The sequence below is a fragment of the Ornithinibacillus halotolerans genome (genome assembly GCF_014637405.1).
In the GTDB taxonomy this organism is placed as follows: domain Bacteria; phylum Bacillota; class Bacilli; order Bacillales; family Amphibacillaceae; genus Ornithinibacillus; species Ornithinibacillus halotolerans.
Genome location: NZ_BMEY01000014.1, coordinates 62,311 through 84,259 on the forward strand (window position 1 = coordinate 62,311; position 21,949 = coordinate 84,259).

Here is a 21,949-nt window from a genome sequence, read left to right on the forward strand (position 1 = left end):
ACTTTCGTGTAATAATTTGTTAATTTATCCGTAATTATTTCATATGAAAATGAAAATGTTGACTTTCTATCCGAAAAATTATATACTACTCTTTGTGTAAAATAATACGGCAGCCTAAGTGAATCACCACTTGGTTCATTTTGTTCCTCCATATGAGGTGTATCGTGTAACTCTCTGCTGCTGGAGCGATGGTACATGAAAACAAAATGGCCTTTGGAACGAATCACGGTTGATTTTATTTTATGCAAATAAAATAAAAGGAGGAAATGCAATTATGGCACGTTATACTGGTCCTGTATGGAAAAAATCACGTCGTCTTGGCATTTCATTAACTGGAACTGGCAAAGAGCTAGATAAACGCCCTTATGCTCCTGGGCAACATGGAGCAAACCAACGCAGAAAGCTTTCTGAGTATGGTCTACAATTACAAGAAAAACAAAAACTACGCTTTATGTATGGATTGAACGAACGTCAATTCCGTACTCTATTTAATAAAGCTGGTAAAATGAAAGGTGTTCACGGTGAAAACTTCATGGTACTTCTTGAAACTCGCCTTGATAACCTAGTTTATCGTTTAGGTCTTGCACGTACTCGCAGACAAGCACGTCAGCTTGTAAACCACGGTCACGTAACAGTTGATGGATCACGCGTTGATATTCCATCATTCTTAGTTAAACCTGGTCAAACAATTGGTCTTCGCGAAAAATCAAGAAACCTTGATATCGTGAAAGAAGCAATTGAAGTGAATAACTTCGTACCAGAATATTTAACATTTGATGCTGATAAATTAGAAGGTACATTCAACCGTTTACCAGAACGTTCTGAATTACCATCTGAAATCACAGAACAGTTAATCGTTGAGTTCTACTCTCGTTAAGAGATTAATTCAACCTACACAAAACCCAAAAGCTATTGTTTACAATTGCTTTTGGGTTTTTTTACGTACATTAAAAAACGAATACTTCTATTAATTCCTTAGAATGTACTTTCATACGAACATATTTTTTAAATTTTCTTGAATTTATATTATAATTTTATATAGGAGGTGCGTACTACAATGAAAAAACTAATTATTTTTTTAATTATAGTTGCAACTTTATCATTAGGTTATTTTGGATATCTTATTCTTTCTGATATGGAAAAAACAAATGAAAAGAGAATGACTGAATCTAATATTGAAGATATAAGAGATTCTACTGGTGGTGCTAAAACAGATGAAGAAATTGCGGCATTTAAGGAACAAGGGTTAAACCCATTTGGTCAACATACACCACAAGATAAACTTACAGATACCGACTATCAAGAGTACATCCATGGCATGAGCCACCAAAAAGTAAAAGCTGAACAAAAATGGGGATTCTACCAAATTAATGAGGAAAGAATTAATTGGTTACTAGAAGGACTTGATCTAGTAAAACTAAATCATGAGCATACGTATCGAACTATACTAGAAAAATGGGCAAAAGGAGATTTTTCAACAGCTGATGATGACCATAATGCAATATGGCAATTACAAGGTGGTACGATAGGAAGAGCAACAGGTATACTATCTCCAGAAGAAGAAAAAGCATATATAAGAAGTCAAAGATAATGTGCAACTATCTCCTATATACAAAAGCTGCTCAGCGGAACCAACCCACTAAGCAGCTTTTTATTATTGATATCGAATTAAGAAGTACTTCTTCTTACCTCTTCTAATAATCGTAAATTTCCCTTCTATGCGATCTTCTTCCGACACTACATAACTTAAGTCTTGCTGCCTTTCACCATTAATATATACAGCACCATTAGTAATATCTTCTCTTGCTTGTCGTTTTGAAGAAGAAATTTTTGCATTTACTAGTAAATCAACTAGACCAATTTCTTCTTTATCTGCTTGAAATGATGGAACATCTTTGAAACCTTGTTCAATCTCACTAGCTGATAATGATTTTAAATCCCCACTAAATAATGATGCAGAGATTTTTTGTGCTTGTTCCACCGCTTCTTGACTATGAACCATTCTTGTTACTTCTTCAGCAAGCCTTGTTTGTGCTGCGCGCTTCTCTGGATGATGTTCAACTTCTTTTTCTAATTCCAATAACTCTTCATCACTTAAGAATGTGAAGTAACGTAAGAATCTCATTACATCACGGTCATCCGTATTAATCCAGAATTGATAGAATTCGTATGGACTTGTTTTATCTGCATCAAGCCATACTGCATTACCTGCGGACTTACCAAACTTCGTACCATCTGCCTTCGTAATTAGAGGAACCGTTAGGCCAAATACCTTGACCTCTTCCTCTTCATTTTCTCTCCCACGACGTATAAGTTCCATTCCGGCAGTAATATTCCCCCACTGGTCACTACCACCAATTTGAAGGGTACAATTTTCTTCTGCGTTAAGTTTTTGGAAATCTAATGATTGTAAAATCATGTAACTAAATTCAGTGAAAGAAATACCTTGTTCGATTCGTGCTGATACGGACTCTTTTGCCAGCATGTAATTCACACCAAAATGCTTCCCTGTATCACGTAGAAAGTCAATGATAGTCATTTTGCTTAGCCAGTCATAATTATTTCTTATTACTACTGGGTTTTCATCTTTATCTACTTCTAGAATCTTAGAAATTTGTCCTCTAAGACTATCTGTAAATCCATGTACCACTTCTTCGGTATTTAATGATCGCTCTGTAGATCGGCCACTTGGATCACCAATCATCCCAGTTCCTCCACCTACTAAGGCAATCGGTTTATGACCTGCTTTTTGGAATCGTTTTAACATCATCAATGGAACTAAATGACCGATATGCAAACTATCTGCCGTCGGATCAAACCCACAGTATAATGTTACCTCATTTTCAGTCAAATGCTTTTCCAATCCTTCTCTATCTGTTACTTGATTTATTAATCCTCTTTTTTCTAAATCATCTAAAATATGCATCAATATCACACTCCTATTTATTTATGAAAAAACAAAAAAACCCATCCCTATATCAAAAAAGGGACGAGTTATAACACGCGGTACCACCCTTGTTGCAGATTTCTGCCACTTTGGGGTTGTTAACGATGACTTCACCGTCTTAATTTCACCATAAGGCTTATTAAGAATGCTCCAGAATCGTAATTCGTATGCAAATATATACTGGTTTACACCTACCACCAGCTCTCTTTAATAGGGATTTGCTATACTACTATTTCTTTCATAGCGAATTATTATATAATATTAGTACTATCATATAAAATATAATATAAAAATGCAATTACTATACTAAAATTTCATATACCATCTTTAGTTTTGACTATGCTATAATTATTCTTGGAATAATAGGGGGTTTGATCGTGGATTTTAAACAATTTATCCAAAATTCAGTCAAAAAGATACGAGATATCTGGAAAACTAATAAAATACAACGAGCATCACGAATTACATATGACGTCGTTTGGAATGTTATTTTATTCTTTATTGTAATTGGAATAATTGGGGCATTCTTTGGGGTTGGTGTAGGATTTGGATACTTCGCCTCCTTAGTCAAAGACGAACCAATTAGACCATATGAAAGTATGGAAAAGGATATATACAACTATGAAGAAACATCCAAACTTTATTTTGCAGGAGATATTTATTTTGGTGACATTCAATCCGATTTGCATCGTGAGGAAACCAAACTAGAAGATATCTCTGAAACTCTCATTGATGCAGTAATTGCGACTGAAGATGAATATTTCTTTGAACATAATGGAATCGTGCCAAAAGCAATTGTCCGTGCATTAGTTCAGGAATTTACTAATTCAGATATGAAGTCTGGTGGTAGTACATTAACTCAACAATTAATAAAAAATCAGATTCTAACAAATGAAGTTTCTTTTGAACGTAAAGCAAAAGAGATGCTTCTTGCGATGCGTTTAGAGCAGTTTTTTAGTAAAGAACAAATACTAGAAGCTTATTTAAATATTATTCCATACGGACGGGGAGCAAATGGAAGAAATATAGCAGGAGTTCAAACAGCAGCCAGGGAAATATTTGGAATAGATGCTGACGAAGTTAATCTTCCACAAGCTGCTTTTCTTGCCGGACTACCACAAAGTCCTTCTTATTACACGCCTTACAAAAGTGGCGGTGGTCTAAAAAGTAAAGAAGGTTTAGAACCTGGTATAACTCGAATGAAAGTAGTACTAAGCAGGATGTTTGAGCTAGAATACATTTCTGAAAGTGACTACCAAAAAGCTTTAAATTATGATATTGTTGCAGATTTTATCCCGGAATCTGAAAGTCCAATTGACAAATATCCATACTTAACTTATGAACTAGAAAAACGTGCTCGAGATATTATTATGTATATGTTAGCAGAAAAAGATGGGTATTCGAAAGAAGACTTACAAGCAGATGACAAATTATTTGGACAGTATTATATTCTTGCAGAGCGAGACTTACGTAGAAATGGCTATAATATTCACTCTACTATCGATAAAGAGGTTTATGATGCCTTTCAAGAGGTAGCGAAAAATTACGAACAATATGGACCTGATTGGAAAGGTAGTATCATTGATCCAGCTACTGGTGAAGAAGTTACACAGATGCGAGTAGAAGCTGCTGCATTTCTAGTGGAGAATCAAACTGGAAGGGTCATTAGTTTTCTTGGTGGTCGTGGACATACACCAGACAACCAAATCAATTATGCAACAGATACGAATAGACCAAATGGTAGTACTATGAAACCGTTATTAGCATACGCACCAGCAATGGAAAAAGGTGTCGTACAACCTGGTACACCTATTGCAGATGTGAAGCGAACATGGAGAGCTGGGGATGGTAGTAATTACGCTCCAATAAACTTTGATAATAGATATCATGGAATTATGTCTGTACGTGACCATTTAACCGTTTCTTATAACATTCCTGCTGTAGATGTATATACACGGATAATGAATGATAATCCTGTTGATCAATATCTCAAAAAGATGGGGATTACTACAGTAAGTGATGCTGAGTCAGGTAACCATTCACTTGCACTAGGAGGTACACACACAGGAATATCTATAGAAGAAAACACAAATGCATTTGTAACTTTTGCTAATGGTGGACAATTTGTAGATGCATACATGATTGAAAAAATCACGACACAAGATGGCGAGGTTATTTATGAACATAAGAGTGAACCTGTTAATGTGTTCTCCCCTCAAACGAGCTATCTAACAACTGACATGCTAAGGGATGTCGTAACAAGTGGTACAGCAGCATTCTTACGCTCACAGTTAACCCATCCAAATGTAGATTGGGCAGGTAAAACTGGTACATCACAGTATACACAAGATGTTCACTTTGTTGGTTATAATCCAAATGTAACGATGGGTACATGGTTAGGTTATCGTATCCCTCAATCACTTAAATGTAGTTCATGTGCATTATATGAAGGAAATCGAAACTTAAAATTATGGGCTGAATTGATGAACGCTGCTACAGAAATTAGGCCTGACCTAATGGCACCGCAAGAGAGATTTAATGCGCCTGAAGGAATTGTAACACGTAGTATCTGTGCTACATCTGGCATGCTTCCTTCTGAATTATGTCAGCAAGCAGGACTCGTCTCAAGCGATATATATAATATTAATTTCGTGCCAACTGAAGTTGATGATAGTCTCATTCGAGGAGCTTATGTACTTGTTGATGGTAAAGCAGTTCTTGCTGGGCCGAATACACCTAAAGAATTCGTACAAGATGACGGCTTATCATTTAATCCCGAATGGTTAATACGTAATAACTATGACAAGTTAGAAGATTTAACACAACTATATCCTAGCCATCGAAGAGAAGCTTGGGAAAAAATTACGATTCCACATATCAGTGACCAAAGTACTTCTCAAGTAACAGATGATGGTAAAGCACCTGAAGCACCGACTTCATTAAAAAATAGTGGAAATAATCTATCGTGGAATGCTTCAGCAAGTAAAGATGTTGTCGGCTACCGAATCTATCGAGCAAATGAACCTGGCGCAGCATTTAAACTAATAGGAAACACAATAGAAAATTCGTTCACTTTATCTGCTAATAAAGGTGTATACCAGGTTAAAGCAGTAGATTACTTCGGTTTAGAATCTAATGCTTCCAAGGAAATTATCATTGGTGATTTTAAAGAAGAAAAACCTGATAAACCAGTTGATAAAAAAGAACCTGAAAAGCCTAACCGACCTAACGAACCAGAAGAACCTGATTCCGGAGAAGACGATACCGATTCAGGTGATAACAACAATAATGGTAATGGAAATAACAACGGTAATAATGGTGGCAATAATGGCGGAAATGGCAATAATAACGACAATGGTTCTAGTAATAATTGATATGTAAAGAAGAAGGAAGTCTTCCTTCTTCTTTTTTTATCTAGAAAAGACTAAAAATTAATACGATTATCTTGTATAATGGAGTTAACTGAAAATTTGAGTGGTGACTAAATAAAATGGAGCATATCAAAACATACAATAGACAACAACATCAAGTAGATCATAATCCGATTATAATTGAAGGTCCTATTCCCTCTTCCACACTAAAAGGATACTCCTTCCATGAAGGATTAAACGCATTTCGACCTGCTACAAAACAATTCCAAGCACTTCTGGAAATTGCTGATTTACCAGAGGGTCGTATAATTATTGCTAGAGAAAGGGAAACCATTATTGGTTATGTGACGTATTTACATCCTGACCCACTAGAAAGATGGTCTACATTCCAAATGCAGAACTTAATTGAGCTTGGTGCAATAGAAGTTGCTCCTGATTATCGTAGTCGTCAAATTGCCTCTAATCTAATCAGACTTTCCATGATGGACCCTTTCATGGAAAACTATATTATTATTTCCACCGAATATTATTGGCACTGGGACTTAAAAGGGACTGGATTAAATATTTGGGAATACCGAAAAGCAATGGAAAAGATGATGGCTACCGGTGGATTATTACCTGCACCAACAGATGATCCTGAAATAAATTCACACCCAGCAAATTGCTTAATGGTTCGAATTGGCTCCAATGTTGATGATAATTCAATTAAGCGATTTGAAAAATTAAGGTTCTTACGAAGATATCAAAATCGTAGTTTTAGGGAGGGACTGTAATGCATGTTGAAGAAATTATGAATAGAAATGTAATAACTTTACAACCAAATGATACGATTAGTAAAGCACACCAAGTGTTAGTTGAAAATAAAATTAGACATATACCAATTGTAGATGATGATTTTTTTGTTGTTGGAATTGTGTCCGATCGGGATGTTCGTGATGCTCTGCCATCCAAATTATCAAATGAGAAAACAACTAACATATTAGACAGAGAAATTGCTACTATCATGAGTTCCCCAGTATTAACTGCCCATCCTTTAGATTTTGTAGAGGAAGTTGCTAGAATATTTTATGATCAAGAAATTGCTTGTCTGCCAGTAATAAGTAATGAAAAATTAGTAGGTGTAATTACTGAGAAAGATTTACTATATACGTTAATTCAACTAACTGGTACACATGTACAAGGTTCACATATTGAAGTGAAAGTTCCACATAAACCAGGAATTTTACCAGAAGTTGCATCTGTATTTGGAAAACGTAAAGTTAATATTTCTTCTGTATTAGTTTATCCCTACAGAAATGATCCACAATATAAGATATTAGTTTTCCGTGCTCAAACAATGAATCCGCTACCAATTATACGTGACTTAAGAGAAGCAGGATATGAATTAATGTGGCCAAATAATATACCGGAGCCTAGAGTATGAATAAAAGCATTAAATTCGTGTATGATACGTCGCTATTGAATTACCATTTTCATAATAATCATCCATTTAATCAATTACGTGTATTATTGACAAAGGAACTACTAGAAGATTCTGGTCAACTATCACAAGAGCAAATCATTTCACCCAGAATAGCAACTGACGAAGAAATAGCCTTAGTTCATGACCCAATCTATATTCATACGGTTAAATCTGCTGAAACGCTCAATCGGGAACATTTATTATCGTATGGTATCGGTACGGAAGATACACCAGTTTTTTCAAATATGCACGAGGCAGCAGCAAAAATAGTAGGTGCTACGTTATCTGCTGTTGATGCTGTTTTACAAAACAATGCCGATCACGCAGTTAACTTTGCTGGTGGATTACATCATGGATTTAAAAATCGAGCATCTGGTTTTTGTATATATAACGATGCTGCAATTGCTATCAAATATATTAGAGAGAAATATAATTTAAAAGTATTATATATTGATACAGACGCACATCATGGTGACGGTGTTCAAGAAGCTTTTTACAGTGATCCAAATGTATGTACCTTCTCCATTCACGAAACTGGTAGATATCTTTTTCCAGGTACAGGAAATACAAATGAACGAGGCATTAAGGAAGGACACGGATATAGTTTCAATTTACCTATTGATGCCTTCACACAAGATGAATCTTTTATTGATATTTATGAAACCGCTTTACGAGAAATAGCTGATTATTTTAAACCAGATATAATTATTACACAGAATGGTGCAGATGCACATTTCTATGATCCATTAACGCATTTATGTGGCTCCATGAAAATCTATGAAAAAATACCTAAAGTTGCATTAGAAATTAGTAAAAAATATTGCAATAATAAATGGATAGCACTTGGTGGCGGAGGGTATGATATTTGGCGAGTAGTGCCACGAGCTTGGGCACAAGTATGGAATGTGATGAAAGATGAACAACCGATGAAAGGGTCTTTACCAACTACTTGGCTCAATAAGTGGGAGAGCAAAGCTACTTCCCCTCTTCCAGTTACATGGCATGATAAGTTAGAAGAGATTCCTACAATCCCTCGTAAAAAAGAAATAGAAGAAAAAAATAAATACGCACTAGAAAATCTATTAAAATATACAAAAGTAAAAAGGAGTTGAGAAATCAACTCCTTTTTATTCATTCCTTATTTGTATCTAATATAACAATTTCTACTCTTCTGTTCTTGCTTCGATTAGTTGCATTATTATTTTTGACGATTGGTCTTGTATCACTATAACCAGCAATTGAAAAGCGTTCTTCCCCTATGTTATTCTCTTCTATTAAGTACCTGACAACACTACTTGCCCTGGCACCAGATAATTCCCAATTCGATGGATATCTATAACTAGACATCGGCACATCATCCGTGTGTCCTTCCACTTTTACATGATTATCAATTTGAGAGAGTAAATTTCCTACCTTTGTTAAAAATGGTAGGGCTGACGATAGGATTTCTGCTTCTCCTGGATTAAATAGTATACTATCTTGTAAAACTAATACAACACCTCTTTCCGACCTACTAGCTGATACAACTTTATTTAATTCATTGGCATCTAAGTAGTTCTCAACTTCAGCCATTAAATTATCTAATGTATCATTTTGTTGCTCTTGTTGGTCGCTAGCTGTATCAGTCTCATCATCTTCTTCTTTTTCTACTGGAAGCTCTATATCATTAGAAGTCTTCTCTCCTCCCTCAAGACTCCTACTATCAGAAGGGTTATCTAATGGGACAGCAGATGGAAAGAAATCAAATATCATTCTATTTTGGAATGATTCCGCAATTGCTTCAAATTTATTAATATCGATTTGAGACATAGAGAATAGTAATATGAAAAAAACTAGAATTAATGTGACCATATCGGAGAAAGTTACCATCCATTTTGGTGCACCCTGATCAACCTTTTTTCTTCCTTCTCTACGCTTCATTTAGGCCCTCCTCTGCGACAGAAACATCCTCTTCTTCTTTATCATCCTTAGATTTCGTATCATTGGAGAGGAAAGCACCTAATTTTTCTTCGAGAATTCGTGGGTTTTGTCCAGACTGGACACCTATTACACCTTCAATAATAATTTGCTTTATAAATACTTCTTCTTCAGTCTTATTTTCAAGTTTACTAGCCATTGGGGTGAAGACTAGATTCGCAAGAACTGTTCCATATAAAGTTGTAAGTAACGCCACAGCCATGGATGGTCCTAATGTTGCTGGATCTGATAAATTATTCAACATTAATACTAGACCAATTAATGTTCCAATCATTCCCCAAGCAGGTGCATACTCTGCACACTTCTCAACAATCATTCTACCTCGATAATGCCTTTCTTCCATTGCAGTAATCTCAGCATTCATAATATCATTAATAACTTCCGGTTCAACACCATCAACAGCTAATAGGATACCTTTCTTAATAAATGGTTCCTTAACATCTTCAATTTCATTTTCTAACGCCAAAATACCTTCTCTTCTTGCTCGCTCAGACAAACGAATAAACAGTTCAATCAACTCTGGAAGTCTGCGATCATTTTGATTAAAAGCTTCCTTTATTACTTTAAAAGTTGACTTAATTTGTTCCATATTAAAGTTAATAAGTAATGAACCAATAACACCACCAATGACAACTAACAGTGATGCTACATCAAGAAAAGATTTAAATCCTTCCATTCCACTATTTGAAAGGATAGCCAATATAATCATGATGAAGCCTATTGTTATGCCGATAGGAGTTAATAAATCACGTTTTCTCATATTCCCTCTCCCCAAATCCTGTTTCAGTTAGTTCTATATTACTTATATCGACATAATATTTACTTTGTTGAGTTTCTTTCAACAAGACGATGAGGTAAAATAACTTTACTTTCTTCCACTTCTTCTTTATTCATGTATTTCGTTAGCAGACGCATCGCCACAGCTCCGATATCATACATCGGTTGAACTACAGTGGATAATGTTGGACGTACCATAGTTGCTAATCTTGTATTATCAAACCCAAGAACTTCTATGTCCTCTGGTACTCTATGTCCTAGATCTTGTACGCCATGAATAATCCCTAGAGCAATCTCATCAGAGGCAGAAAATACTGCAGTCGGCTTATCATTCATTTCCATCATCTCTTGAACTGCTTTTATGCCTGAATTATACGTATAATCTCCATGGATGATATAATCTTCTCTCACATCAATAGAAGCTTCCTGTAAAGCACGAATATAACCTTTATATTTTAACTGAGTTATTGTATGTTCTTTTCTACCTGCAACAAATGCAAGTTTTTTATTTCCTTTTTCAATTAAATGTTTAGCAGCTTCATACGCCGCTAATTCATAGTCTATATTTACAGAAGGGATTGAGTCGGTTCCGTCGTATGTTGCTGCTAGGACAACTGGAACTGATGCAGATGAAAACTCTTTAACGTGTTCTTCTGAAATATTCGCTCCCATAAAAATAATACCGTCCACTTGTTTTTCTAACATCGTATTAATTAATTGTAACTCTTTATCTTTTTTCTGATCGGAATTGCTTAAAATAATATTATACTTATACATTGTAGCAATATCCTCAATACCTCGAGCTAATTCAGAGAAAAAGATACTTGAAATATCCGGAATAATTGCACCAACCGTTGTCGTTTTTTTACTAGCTAATCCACGCGCAACCGCATTTGGTCGATATCCTAACCGCTCAATTGTTGCTAATACTTTTTTTCTCGTTGTTGGCTTTACGTTTGGGTTCCCATTGACAACACGGGATACCGTTGCCATTGATACATTTGCCTCTCTTGCTACATCATAAATTGTTATTGTCATCTATGTTACCTCCTAGTTCCGTTCCACTCAATTATTTATAGTAATAATGATACTCCACCATGAAAAAAAACACAAAATATTTCATGAAAATAGTATTTCCAGTTTGTATACTTGGTATTTTTAAAAATCTATATAAACACTCATTTTTCTATTCATTTATCAAAAATAGAAGCTTGACTTTTGTCAAACTTCTAACGAATAGAAGAAGTATACTTTTCAAGTTCTTGCATAAAGTGTTCAAACATCGGAATATCCATTTGTTGTGCTGAGTCTGATAAAGCTACAGCAGGATCTGGATGAACTTCTGCCATAACACCATCCGCACCGATTGCCAGCGCTGCTTTTGCCGTTGGTATTAATAGATCTCTTCTCCCTGTTGAGTGGGTCACATCAACCATAACAGGTAAATGTGTTTCTTGTTTAAGAATTGGAACAGCTGATATATCTAATGTATTTCTAGTTGCTCGTTCGTATGTTCGAATCCCTCGTTCACATAGTATAATATTTCCATTTCCACGTGAAATAATATATTCAGCCGCATTAATAAACTCAGAAATAGTGGCAGATAATCCTCGTTTTAATAATACTGGTTTTTGAACATCACCTGCAGCTTTAAGTAATTCAAAGTTTTGCATATTTCTAGCTCCTATTTGGATAACATCAACATATTCTAATGCTATTTCAATATGAGCTGGATTAACAATTTCACTAACAACAGCAAGATCAAACTCGTCTGCAACTGTTCTTAAAATTTGTAGTCCTTCTATACCTAACCCTTGAAAATCATAAGGAGAAGTTCTAGGCTTAAATGCACCGCCACGGAATAACTTGATTCCTTGATTTTTTACAGCTTTTGCTACTTCACGCACCTGTTCATAACTTTCGACTGCACAAGGTCCCATGACGAAGTGTGTACTGCCGTTCCCAACGCTTTCACCTTTAATGTTAATTACAGTATTCTCAGGTTTTCTTTTCCGCGATACTAGTAATTCTTTCTTGTCGTCATCCTCGATTAATTCTAAACCGGCTTTAAAGATTTCTTTAAATATATGCTCGATTGTAGAATTTTCAAATGGACCATTATTATGTTGGATTAAGTGGTTGAGCATTTCTCTTTCTCTAACAGGATCAAACTTTTTCATACCTTGTTTATTCTTCAATTGTCCGATTTGTTGGACAATTGCTGCTCGCAAATTCACAAGCTCTAGTATTTGTAAGTTAACATTATCAAGTTTCATTCTTAACTGTTCTAATTCATTCACACTCATAAGATCCCTCCAAAAAGGAAAAGATTATGTAGCATTTTTCTACATAATGTTACATCATTATAGCTAATAATTTTCCCTTTGTCATCTTTAAGACTATAATAACAGTAGGAAAATTTAATATAAATACAACTTTACTAGCTGTAAGAATTTTAACGCTGTACTAAATAATAAATTACTGATTGAATGATTATTATTGTCATGTTCTACAGGGGGATAAAACATATGGATGACAAACAAGTATTTGCACTAGATATCGGAACTCATTCTGTTACTGGAATAATTCTACAGTCGGAGAATGATAAGCATACGGTAGTAGATTACATAGTAAAAAAACATCCAGAAAGAGTTATGATAGACGGTCAAATCCATCACATTGAAGAAGTAGCGAAATCAATTACAGAAGTTAAAGAAGCACTTGAACTGAAAAATGGTCCACTAGAAAAAGTTTGTGTAGCAGCAGCTGGTAGATCATTAAAAACTGTCACTGCTAGCGCAACAATGAATATAATTCAAAACCCAATAACAAATAAAGAAACTATTAAACATCTAGAACTAAGTGCTGTACTAGAGGCCAAAAATAATCTTTCAGATCATGAATCGGAAGGGAATTTTTCCAATTTCTATTGTGTTGGATATTCTGTATTACACTATAAAATAGATGACGAAAATATCGGTTCGTTGCTTGAACAGAGTGGGAGTCTAGCAAAAGTAGAGATAATTGCAACTTTTTTACCAAAAGTTGTTATCGATTCACTTCTATCAGCATTAGCAAAAGCTCAACTAACAATGGATTCCTTAACTTTAGAACCAATAGCAGCCATACACGTATTAATTCCTGAATCTATGCGGAGATTAAATGTTGCTTTAGTTGATATCGGTGCCGGTACGAGTGATATTGCCATTACTAATTCGGGTACAGTTGTTGCATATGGTATGGTACCAATAGCTGGAGATGAAATTACTGAAGCTATTTCCGATGCTTTTCTACTTGATTTTCCTGTTGCAGAAGAGCTCAAACAACAAATTGTCAATGTAGGGCAAGCTAACGTTGTAGATATTTTAGGGAATGAATCTACCATTACCTATTCAGAATTAGTAAAGAATACTTCAACTAGCGTGGAAAAATTAGCAACTTCTATTGCCAAGGAAATAATTGACCTTAATGGTAGGCCTCCAAAAGCTGTCATGTTAATTGGAGGTGGGAGTCAAACTCCAGAGATTACATCTGTATTAGCAGAGAAGTTAGCATTACCTAAAAATCGAGTAGCAATACGAAAAGTCGATGCTATCCAATCCATAAATCATACTACTCCAATTCCTCAAGGACCGGATTTTATTACACCGATTGGAATTGGAATTATCGCAAAGAAAAGCCCGATTAACTATATTTCTCTAAAAGTAAATCAATCAGTCGTTCGGATGTTTGAAATTAATAAACTAACCATTGGTGACTGTCTCGTTCAAGCAGGGGTAGAAATAAACAAATTGTATGGGAAACCAGGGATAGCAGCCATGGTGACATTAAATGAAAACGAGATTACACTTCCAGGAGGTCCTGGAGAAGCACCCGGCATTTATATAAATCAGGAAAAAGCTTCGATTGATACGTTCGTTAAAAGTGGAGATGAAATAGAAATTACCAAAGGACAAGATGGCCAACCACCGATCATTACACTAGAGGAGTTAGTTGGTCCCATACCAGAAGTAATAATTTACTTTAACCACATTCCTTACACATTAAAACCTACTTATTATGTTAATAACATGAAAAAGCAAAAAAACTATTATATCCAGGATAGAGATTCAATAGAAGTAGTTGTGCCAACAACCGTTAAAGACTTTTTTACTTTAGTTAGTACTGATGAATTACCAGAAGAAAAAGACTTTGAAATTTATATTAACGAAAACCTTATAAATCTAGGTGTAGGAAAAACGAAAATCTACGTTAATGACCAACCCGTTTCATTAGATTATAAGCTTAAAAATAATGATACGCTTACTATAATCCCCAAAAAGGAAGTAACGGTAAAAATGGTATTAGAAGCGATTCAAAAAGAATATTATCATACGATGACTGTTTTCTTTGATAATAAGTTCATTACCATTCGACAACCAAAACTTATTGTAAAACGAGATCACGAAGAGTTATACGAAGAAGATATCATCTATCCAGAAGATCATCTAGCTATTGAAGAAATACAACAGAATGATTTTATTTTCCAGGATGTTTTCCGTTATGTAGATATTGATTTAACAGGTAAAAATGGTAAATTTACTTTAATGAAAAATGAGCAACCGACAACGTTTTATGAGAGAATTTCTGAAGGTGACAAACTATCGATTGTATGGCATTAAAAAAGTCTTATAGGGACACTCATTCCCTATAAGACTTTTTTCTTTAATTAGTTACTTCTGGGTTTACATTTTTTTCTGAAGTAGCTGAGTCTGTAGTTTCAACAGCAGACTTTTCAACGCTTTCTGTTTGCTCATCTTTATTTTTCATCTCTTGAATTTTTGTTTGGACATTAGAAGTAATTTCTTGGGTTTTTTGTTTTAATTCAGACCCTTTTTCGGTTGCCATTTCTTTCCATTCTTGTCCTTTTGCTTGGGCAATGTCTTTCCATTCTAAGCCTTTAGACTGGGCTATATCTTTCCATTCAGATGCACGCTCACGCACTTGTACTGTTCCAGTATTAATATCTTCTCTTAATTCTCTACCAGATTTGGGAGCAAATAATAATGCAAGACTTGCTCCAACAGCAGCACCAATAATTGTTCCTACTAAAAAATCTCTACCAGTATTATCTGCCATGATAATTCCTCCCACTTATTTTCTCTTTTTTATTAAATCAAATAGTGCAGCTCCCCATGTCACAGCCTGTGAAGCTTTATCCTGGTTCTCTGCAGCTGCTCTAGAGATACTAGATGAAAATTGCTTTAATGTTTGATTAAAATCTTGAACCGTTTCTCCAATCCCCTTTACACCGTCAAACAATCCATCTAACTTAGCTGTTTTATGAGTTACGTCTTCAGCTAATGTATTCGTCTTTTGAAGTAGTTCTGTAGTTTCTTTCGTGATTCCTTGCATTTGCTTCTCTAACCCTTCTAATGTATTTGCAACATTGTCAAGTGTTCGAGTAGATGCTTTAAGTGTTTTCGCCAAGTAAATTACTAACACAGCAAAAGCAACAGCAGCAATTAATGCAGAAATATATAACAATATTTCCATTAAACATCATCCCTTTCAAAAAAGTCCGGTTTTCAGTTACTGCTTGTACATATATATGTACCCTTAATATAATGTACCAAACATGTTTTTTACTATTCCCTCTTTAGTATATCTCTATTATAGACTTTTCTAACATAGATTTACAATGATATATAGAATTTAATACCAATTTATCCTTTATTTTCATACACCTATATGTATTCTAATTTCTAATAAGAAGAGGCTAACTTAAAGGTATTCCCCTTAAATGTTAGCCCCTTTTTACTTATTATACATTTTCCGTAGCAATTACTTCTTCGTATGCTTTTTGGAATTTCTGAATATCTCCTGCACCCATAAAAATTAGCACAGCATTATCATATTTTTTTAGCTCATCAACTGTTGCTAATTCTAGGATAGAACTATTAGTCACTAATTTTTCTAAATCATGGATTGTTAATTGGCCACTTTCTTCTCTTGCAGAAGCAAATATTTCACAAAGATGAACATAATCTGCTTCATTCAAACTATCAGCGAACTCTTGTAGAAATGTTTTAGTTCTCGTAAAAGTATGAGGCTGAAAAATAGCGACAATTTCTCGATCTGGATATTTCTTTCGTGCCGACTCAATTGTAGCTGTAATCTCTCTTGGATGGTGAGCATAATCGTCAATTATAATTTGGTTTTTAACCTGTTTTTCTGTAAATCGACGCTTTACTCCCTTAAATGTAAATAAATTTTTAATTACATCGACTTCAATACCTTCATACTGACAAATAGCAATAACTGATAATGCATTTAAAACATGATGATTTCCATACATTGGTATCGTAAATGTATCGTAATATGTGTTTCTTACAAACACATCAAATTCAGTACCATTTGCTGTTTCTTTAACATTTTGGGCTTGGAAATCATTTGATGGTAAAAATCCATAATATACAACAGGAACTTTTGCTTGTATTTGTTGTAATTTCTCATCATCACCACAAGCGATAATCCCTTTTTTCACTTTATCTGCCATTGATTGAAATGCATCAAACACATCATTAATACTTGAGAAGTAATCTGGATGATCGAAATCTATATTCGTCATAATTGCATAGTCCGGTTCATAACTTAGGAAATGTCTTCGGTATTCACATGCCTCAAAAACAAAATACTCGCTATCAACATGACCTTTGCCTGTACCATCTCCAATTAAATATGAAATTGGAAATGCTGAATGTAATACATGGGCAAGCAAACCGGTAGTTGATGTTTTCCCATGAGCTCCAGTTACAGCTATACTTGTATATTGTTTTAACCATTCACCTAAAAACTCGTGATATCGATAGAAAACTAGGCCAAGACGCTTTGCTTCTTGAATTTCAATATGATCATCTGAAAAAGCATTACCAGCAATAACTGTTAAGCCCTCTGTTATATTTTCTTTAGAAAATGGAAGTATTGGTATCTGTTTAGATTCAAGAGCCTCTTGAGTAAAAAATCTTTTTTCAACATCAGATCCTTGTACTTTCTCTCCAGAGTCATGAAGAATTTGAGCAAGGGCACTCATTCCTGTCCCTTTAATACCAATAAAATGGTAAGTAGTCATAAAAAAGAACCTCCAACTATATGTGTAAGAAAAATACGTACATAGTCTTTTTCAAACTTCAGTATAATTTATTATATTATCAACTTTTTATTAACATTTTTTTATTAACATTAAGTTATTATATCAAAACTATTTACGTTATAAAATAGTCTTTTGGTTGTATCTATTATATATGTTGCAGTGAATGTACATAATCAACCTTTTGTAACCTTGGATTCGGACGATATTTTCTTCCATCTTTTGCTTCTAGTGTTCCATTTAATAATACATTATCACCAGTAAAACCAATCTCCATGTTTAATAAACTGCGTCCAACTCCATACGTATTAACAGGTACACCTAATGATTCAAATTTACGTATTTTTTCTTCAGTAAATCCTCCTGTTGCAATAATTTCAACATGAGTAAATCCTTCTTCATCTAATGCTTTACGTAATGCAAAAATTAACTCTGGGTTAACCCCACGAGGATCAAATGTCCCCATAACGTCGTAATTTCTTAAGAAATACTTATCCACTAAAGTATTGGAAGTATCCAGTCGCACCCCTTTTAGCTTTTTGCCAAATACTCGTGCCACTTTTAAAGCATCAGTTATTACATCATTATTATAATCGACTAATGCTACTAATTCATCGTTTGGGTACACTTCATGATAAGCCTTTGTAGCTGCAACAATATCTCCTCTAAACATCTGAATCATTGCATGAGGCATCGTTCCCATACCTTCTTTTCCCCACCACTCATTCATTGCATGAGTAGCTTGTGCCGTTGCTCCACCGATAAATGCTGCATAACCATCACCCGCTTGAGTTGTGTAATGGTCATCACGATCCCCCATAAAGATAACTGGCTTTTGAACTCCTGAAGTTCTAGCCGCTTTTACAACATTATATACATTCGTAGCGACAGATGTTCTTCTCGCTAAAATACCATCAATAATTCCTTCTAAGAAGCCAAACTGCTGATATTTACCAGAGATAGTCAGCACTGTTTCAAATGGGCTTATCTTGTCACCATCTTTTAGAGAATGTATTTCTAATGTCTCAGGATCATCAGCGAATGTATGAACAAGAGAAATGGCTTCATCTGTACCACAAAGAACCGCATCTTTCTTCTGAAAAAACTGCATTGTCACATGATTATCTGGTATTTTCTTTTCAACTATTTCCTTTGTTTTCAAAAAATAAACTGCTGAAAACCAACCATCTTTTATTCGTTGATCAAACTTAAATGTTTTGTTTGTTAATCGATCTATCTTCCCACTTAATTTTTCATCTATTTCTTTCATAATTGTTTCTCCTTGTTTCATTATCCCTTTTCTATCATATATGTAGCTTCATTTTTTAACAAGCATGTAAGAAGATTATTTAACTGATAGTAATTCATCTAATTCCGTTTTTGTAATTAGAATTTCTCGAGGTTTACTACCATTTTGACCAGAGATGATCCCTTTATTCTCTAGAGTATCCATTAATCTTGCTGCTCGATTATAGCCAATTTTAAATTGTCTTTGCAGTAAGGAAGTACTTGCACTATTATGGTCAAAGATAAATTGAATGGCCTCTTGTAATAGTTCATCCTCTTCCTCTTCTTGAACATATTGATTTAGTAATGATTCTTGTTCAAATAAATAGTCTGGTTCAGCAATAGAACGAACATAATTAGTCACTCGTTCAATTTCTTCATCGGAAACAAAAGGTCCTTGTAGCCGGACACTTTGACCGGCACCATTTTCAATAAACAACATATCCCCTTTACCAAGTAACTTCTCCGCTCCTGCAGTATCAATAATTGTTCTTGAGTCAATTTGAGAAGAAACACTAAAGGCAATTCTAGTCGGTATATTAGCTTTTATTAAGCCTGTTAGGACATCTACAGAAGGGCGCTGTGTCGCTAATAACAAGTGAATTCCACAAGCTCGTGCCTTTTGTGCAATTCTACTAATTGCGTCTTCCACATCTTGGGGGGATACCATCATTAAGTCTGCTAATTCATCTATAACAATAACAATAAATGGCATTTTTTCATGAGCCCGATTTTGTTTTACTATTTTTTGATTATATCTTTCTATATCACGAACTCCTTCTTGTACAAAGCGTTCGTAACGATCTTCCATCTCATTCACAGCCCATTTCAGCGCTTGTGTAGCTGCTTTTACATCTGTAATTACTGGTGACACAAGATGTGGGATACCATTATAAGGTGCTAACTCTACCATTTTGGGGTCAATTAACAAAAATTTCACATCATCATGATGTGCATTATAAATTAAACTTAAGAGAATCGCATTAATACAAACGCTTTTCCCTGATCCAGTTGCTCCTGCAATTAATCCATGAGGCATCTTTTGAATATTCGTTGCAACTGGAACACCTTCAATATTTAATCCTAAAGCAATCGTTAAAGGAGAGGTACTTTCCTTAAATGTACTAGAATTTAGTATTTCTTGTAATCCAACCATTTGTGATGATGGATTTGGAACTTCAATTCCGATGGTGTTTTTCCCTGGAATTGGTGCCTCAATTCGAATATCCCTTGCTGACATATTTAACTTTAAATCATCACTTAAGTTCTTTACTTTACTAACTTTCACCCCAAGTTCAGGATGCACTTCAAACCTCGTTACAGCTGGGCCTTGGGTAGCATTTACTACACGTGCTCTAACTTGAAAGTGCTTCAATGTCTGCTCTAGTAACCGTTGTTGTTCTCGTAACCATTCCGCATTTAAATTACTTTTTCTAACTGGATCATTTAATAGATGAAATGGAATTATTTCTTGTTTTCTATCCACATTATGTACTGGTTGTTCTTGCCTTATTGACGACTCTTTCAATCTTTGTTGTTCTTGCCTTATAAACTGTTTACGTTTATCTGCCGGTGTCATAATAACATTATAAGGGACTGTATTATTGGTAACAGATTTTGTTTTTGTTGAGGATATAACATCTTCTTTAAGTGACACATCTTTTTCTAGAAGTACTGTCGTATCCGTATCATCCTTTAATTCTATATTTTCTTCTATATTGTCAGTTTCACTAACTTTACTATTATAATCAATTTCTTTCGTCTCAATAGTTACTAGAGTATCTTTCGTATCATTTATAATTGGAGCATCATCATACTGTTCACTAGAATCTGATTGAATCATATCTTGTTCAATCAGCTCAACAGTTGAGTGATCATTTCTTTTCTCTGTGACAATTCTTTCTTTTTTTCGCATATAAGCAGGTACCGTGTCCACTTTTTTCTTCTCGATTCTATTCCGATATCCATAGATAGGTGATGGAACTTCAGATGTAACAAAAGGCTTTTTCTTATCAGGTGTTCCTATTGGTTGCTTTGTTGCCTTTGTTGTTTCTATCGGGCTTTGTACTTGCTTAGCGTTTTTACGTAAATAGGCAGGAGTTTCAATATCAAAATTTCTATTGGATGATTTCCAATTATGACTATTAATTTGTGGAATATGGTATGTACTATCTTTCGGATATTGATAGACTATTCTAGTTTTAATATCTGAAGGAAATTCTTGCCTTTGCTCAAAATCATCGTTGTCGTTATCTTCATCTATCTCCTTCCAAATAAAATTTTCTATTTTTTTCTTCCATTTATCCCACATAATATTCACTCTTTCTAAACATTTTACATTAGTTGTTTTAAACAAGGAAAAAGCAACCTAAAACAGATAGGTTGCTTTCTATTATACAGGAAAAACTTGTCCAACTGTATAAGAATCATCTAATACATAAATTCCCTTTTCTTCTGGAGCGTTAGGCATACCTAGTTCTTTTTGTGAACAAATCATACCATTGGATGGGACTCCTCTAAGTTGTGTCGGTTGTATTCTTAAGCCACTTGGCATTGTAGCTCCTACTTTTGCTACAACAACTTTTTGTCCTTGATCCACATTTGGTGCTCCACAAACTATTTGTAAGACTTCGTTTCCAACATCCACTTTACAAACACTTAATTTATCTGCATTTTCATGTTGGCTTTTTTCTAACACATATCCAACTACAAACTTTGGACTAAGATCAAAATCAAGGGAGTCGCTAATATCATGTTGCTGAAATAAGTCTTTAATAGCACTCAGTAAAGTTTCTGTTAGTTGTATTTTGCCTGTATCATTTAACTCTAGATGTTTGGATGCATCTGATATGTTATATCCTAATATTTCTTCATTAGCAACAATTCTAGTTACTGGTCCAATTGTTTCATAACGAATATCATAACGATTATCTGTAGATTTAATCGGTATAATTAATACATCACCGATTCCATTTGGATTATAAAATACGTCCATTTCA

18 protein-coding genes and 1 other annotated feature are annotated in these 21,949 nt (G+C 34.6%); of the genes, 7 read left to right on the forward strand and 11 right to left on the reverse strand.

Annotation, left to right across the window (positions count from 1 at the left end):
* The first annotated feature begins 274 nt into the window (after window positions 1–274).
* Both rpsD and IEV35_RS13505 read left to right on the forward strand, forming a co-directional pair.
* Window positions 275–877: a 30S ribosomal protein S4 gene (gene rpsD / locus IEV35_RS13500; RefSeq protein WP_188385190.1), complete on the forward strand. Its 603-nt coding sequence runs from the start codon at window positions 275–277 to the stop codon at window positions 875–877.
* Between the two features lie 180 nt (window positions 878–1,057).
* The gene (locus tag IEV35_RS13505; protein ID WP_188385191.1) at window positions 1,058–1,591 is read left to right on the forward strand and encodes a DUF6241 domain-containing protein; all 534 of its coding nucleotides are present in this window, start codon (window positions 1,058–1,060) and stop codon (window positions 1,589–1,591) included.
* A 63-nt stretch (window positions 1,592–1,654) separates the two neighbouring features.
* Here the strand turns inward: IEV35_RS13505 and tyrS are convergent, their stop codons facing one another.
* Window positions 1,655–2,926 (reverse strand): tyrosine--tRNA ligase, encoded by a 1,272-nt coding sequence (tyrS, locus tag IEV35_RS13510; RefSeq protein WP_188385226.1) that lies wholly within the window; start codon window positions 2,924–2,926, stop codon window positions 1,655–1,657.
* A 56-nt stretch (window positions 2,927–2,982) separates the two neighbouring features.
* Window positions 2,983–3,198, reverse strand: a binding site (T-box leader).
* A 126-nt stretch (window positions 3,199–3,324) separates the two neighbouring features.
* On the opposite strand from tyrS, the gene IEV35_RS13515 reads away from it, so the two are divergent.
* The 4 genes from IEV35_RS13515 (at window position 3,325) to IEV35_RS13530 (ending at window position 8,892) form a co-directional block, all read left to right on the forward strand.
* Window positions 3,325–6,321, forward strand: coding sequence for a transglycosylase domain-containing protein (locus tag IEV35_RS13515; protein WP_188385192.1), 2,997 nt, complete (start codon window positions 3,325–3,327; stop codon window positions 6,319–6,321).
* 116 nt (window positions 6,322–6,437) lie between these two features.
* Window positions 6,438–7,091 carry a GNAT family N-acetyltransferase gene (locus IEV35_RS13520; protein WP_188385193.1) on the forward strand — a complete coding sequence of 218 codons (654 nt, stop codon included), beginning with the start codon at window positions 6,438–6,440 and terminating at the stop codon, window positions 7,089–7,091.
* Window positions 7,091–7,741, forward strand: a complete 651-nt coding sequence (locus IEV35_RS13525; protein ID WP_188385194.1) for an acetoin utilization AcuB family protein — start codon at window positions 7,091–7,093, stop codon at window positions 7,739–7,741. Before IEV35_RS13520 ends, IEV35_RS13525 begins: the two co-directional genes overlap by 1 nt.
* On the forward strand, window positions 7,738–8,892 hold the full coding sequence (locus IEV35_RS13530) for an acetoin utilization protein AcuC (protein WP_188385195.1): 1,155 nt from the start codon (window positions 7,738–7,740) through the stop codon (window positions 8,890–8,892). The genes IEV35_RS13525 and IEV35_RS13530 overlap by 4 nt, the downstream gene beginning before the upstream one ends.
* A 19-nt stretch (window positions 8,893–8,911) precedes the next feature.
* Here IEV35_RS13530 and motS read toward each other — a convergent pair whose 3' ends face one another.
* The 4 genes from motS to IEV35_RS13550 all read right to left on the reverse strand — a co-directional run bounded on the left by motS (window position 8,912) and on the right by IEV35_RS13550 (window position 12,840).
* Window positions 8,912–9,700, reverse strand: coding sequence for a flagellar motor protein MotS (gene motS / locus IEV35_RS13535; RefSeq protein WP_188385196.1), 789 nt, complete (start codon window positions 9,698–9,700; stop codon window positions 8,912–8,914).
* Window positions 9,690–10,517 (reverse strand): flagellar motor protein MotP, encoded by an 828-nt coding sequence (motP, locus tag IEV35_RS13540; RefSeq protein ID WP_188385197.1) that lies wholly within the window; start codon window positions 10,515–10,517, stop codon window positions 9,690–9,692. The genes motS and motP overlap by 11 nt, the downstream gene beginning before the upstream one ends.
* Before the next feature lie 59 nt (window positions 10,518–10,576).
* Window positions 10,577–11,572 (reverse strand): catabolite control protein A, encoded by a 996-nt coding sequence (gene ccpA / locus IEV35_RS13545; RefSeq protein WP_188385198.1) that lies wholly within the window; start codon window positions 11,570–11,572, stop codon window positions 10,577–10,579.
* 191 nt (window positions 11,573–11,763) lie between these two features.
* Window positions 11,764–12,840: a bifunctional 3-deoxy-7-phosphoheptulonate synthase/chorismate mutase gene (locus IEV35_RS13550; RefSeq protein WP_188385199.1), complete on the reverse strand. Its 1,077-nt coding sequence runs from the start codon at window positions 12,838–12,840 to the stop codon at window positions 11,764–11,766.
* Window positions 12,841–13,062: 222 nt separating this feature from the next.
* On the opposite strand from IEV35_RS13550, the gene IEV35_RS13555 reads away from it, so the two are divergent.
* The gene (locus tag IEV35_RS13555) at window positions 13,063–15,195 is read left to right on the forward strand and encodes a cell division FtsA domain-containing protein (RefSeq protein WP_188385200.1); all 2,133 of its coding nucleotides are present in this window, start codon (window positions 13,063–13,065) and stop codon (window positions 15,193–15,195) included.
* A 43-nt stretch (window positions 15,196–15,238) separates the two neighbouring features.
* Here the strand turns inward: IEV35_RS13555 and IEV35_RS13560 are convergent, their stop codons facing one another.
* The 6 genes from IEV35_RS13560 to ytpR all read right to left on the reverse strand — a co-directional run bounded on the left by IEV35_RS13560 (window position 15,239) and on the right by ytpR (window position 21,945).
* Window positions 15,239–15,652, reverse strand: a complete 414-nt coding sequence (locus IEV35_RS13560) for a YtxH domain-containing protein (protein ID WP_188385201.1) — start codon at window positions 15,650–15,652, stop codon at window positions 15,239–15,241.
* 15 nt (window positions 15,653–15,667) lie between these two features.
* Window positions 15,668–16,069, reverse strand: a complete 402-nt coding sequence (locus IEV35_RS13565; protein WP_188385202.1) for a DUF948 domain-containing protein — start codon at window positions 16,067–16,069, stop codon at window positions 15,668–15,670.
* A gap of 268 nt (window positions 16,070–16,337) precedes the next feature.
* Window positions 16,338–17,645: a UDP-N-acetylmuramate--L-alanine ligase gene (murC, locus tag IEV35_RS13570; protein WP_188385203.1), complete on the reverse strand. Its 1,308-nt coding sequence runs from the start codon at window positions 17,643–17,645 to the stop codon at window positions 16,338–16,340.
* A gap of 166 nt (window positions 17,646–17,811) precedes the next feature.
* Window positions 17,812–18,933: a nicotinate phosphoribosyltransferase gene (locus IEV35_RS13575; RefSeq protein ID WP_188385227.1), complete on the reverse strand. Its 1,122-nt coding sequence runs from the start codon at window positions 18,931–18,933 to the stop codon at window positions 17,812–17,814.
* 75 nt (window positions 18,934–19,008) lie between these two features.
* On the reverse strand, window positions 19,009–21,261 hold the full coding sequence (locus IEV35_RS13580; protein WP_188385204.1) for a DNA translocase FtsK: 2,253 nt from the start codon (window positions 21,259–21,261) through the stop codon (window positions 19,009–19,011).
* Window positions 21,262–21,342: 81 nt separating this feature from the next.
* Window positions 21,343–21,945 carry a YtpR family tRNA-binding protein gene (ytpR, locus tag IEV35_RS13585; protein WP_188385205.1) on the reverse strand — a complete coding sequence of 201 codons (603 nt, stop codon included), beginning with the start codon at window positions 21,943–21,945 and terminating at the stop codon, window positions 21,343–21,345.
* Window positions 21,946–21,949 lie beyond the last annotated feature (4 nt).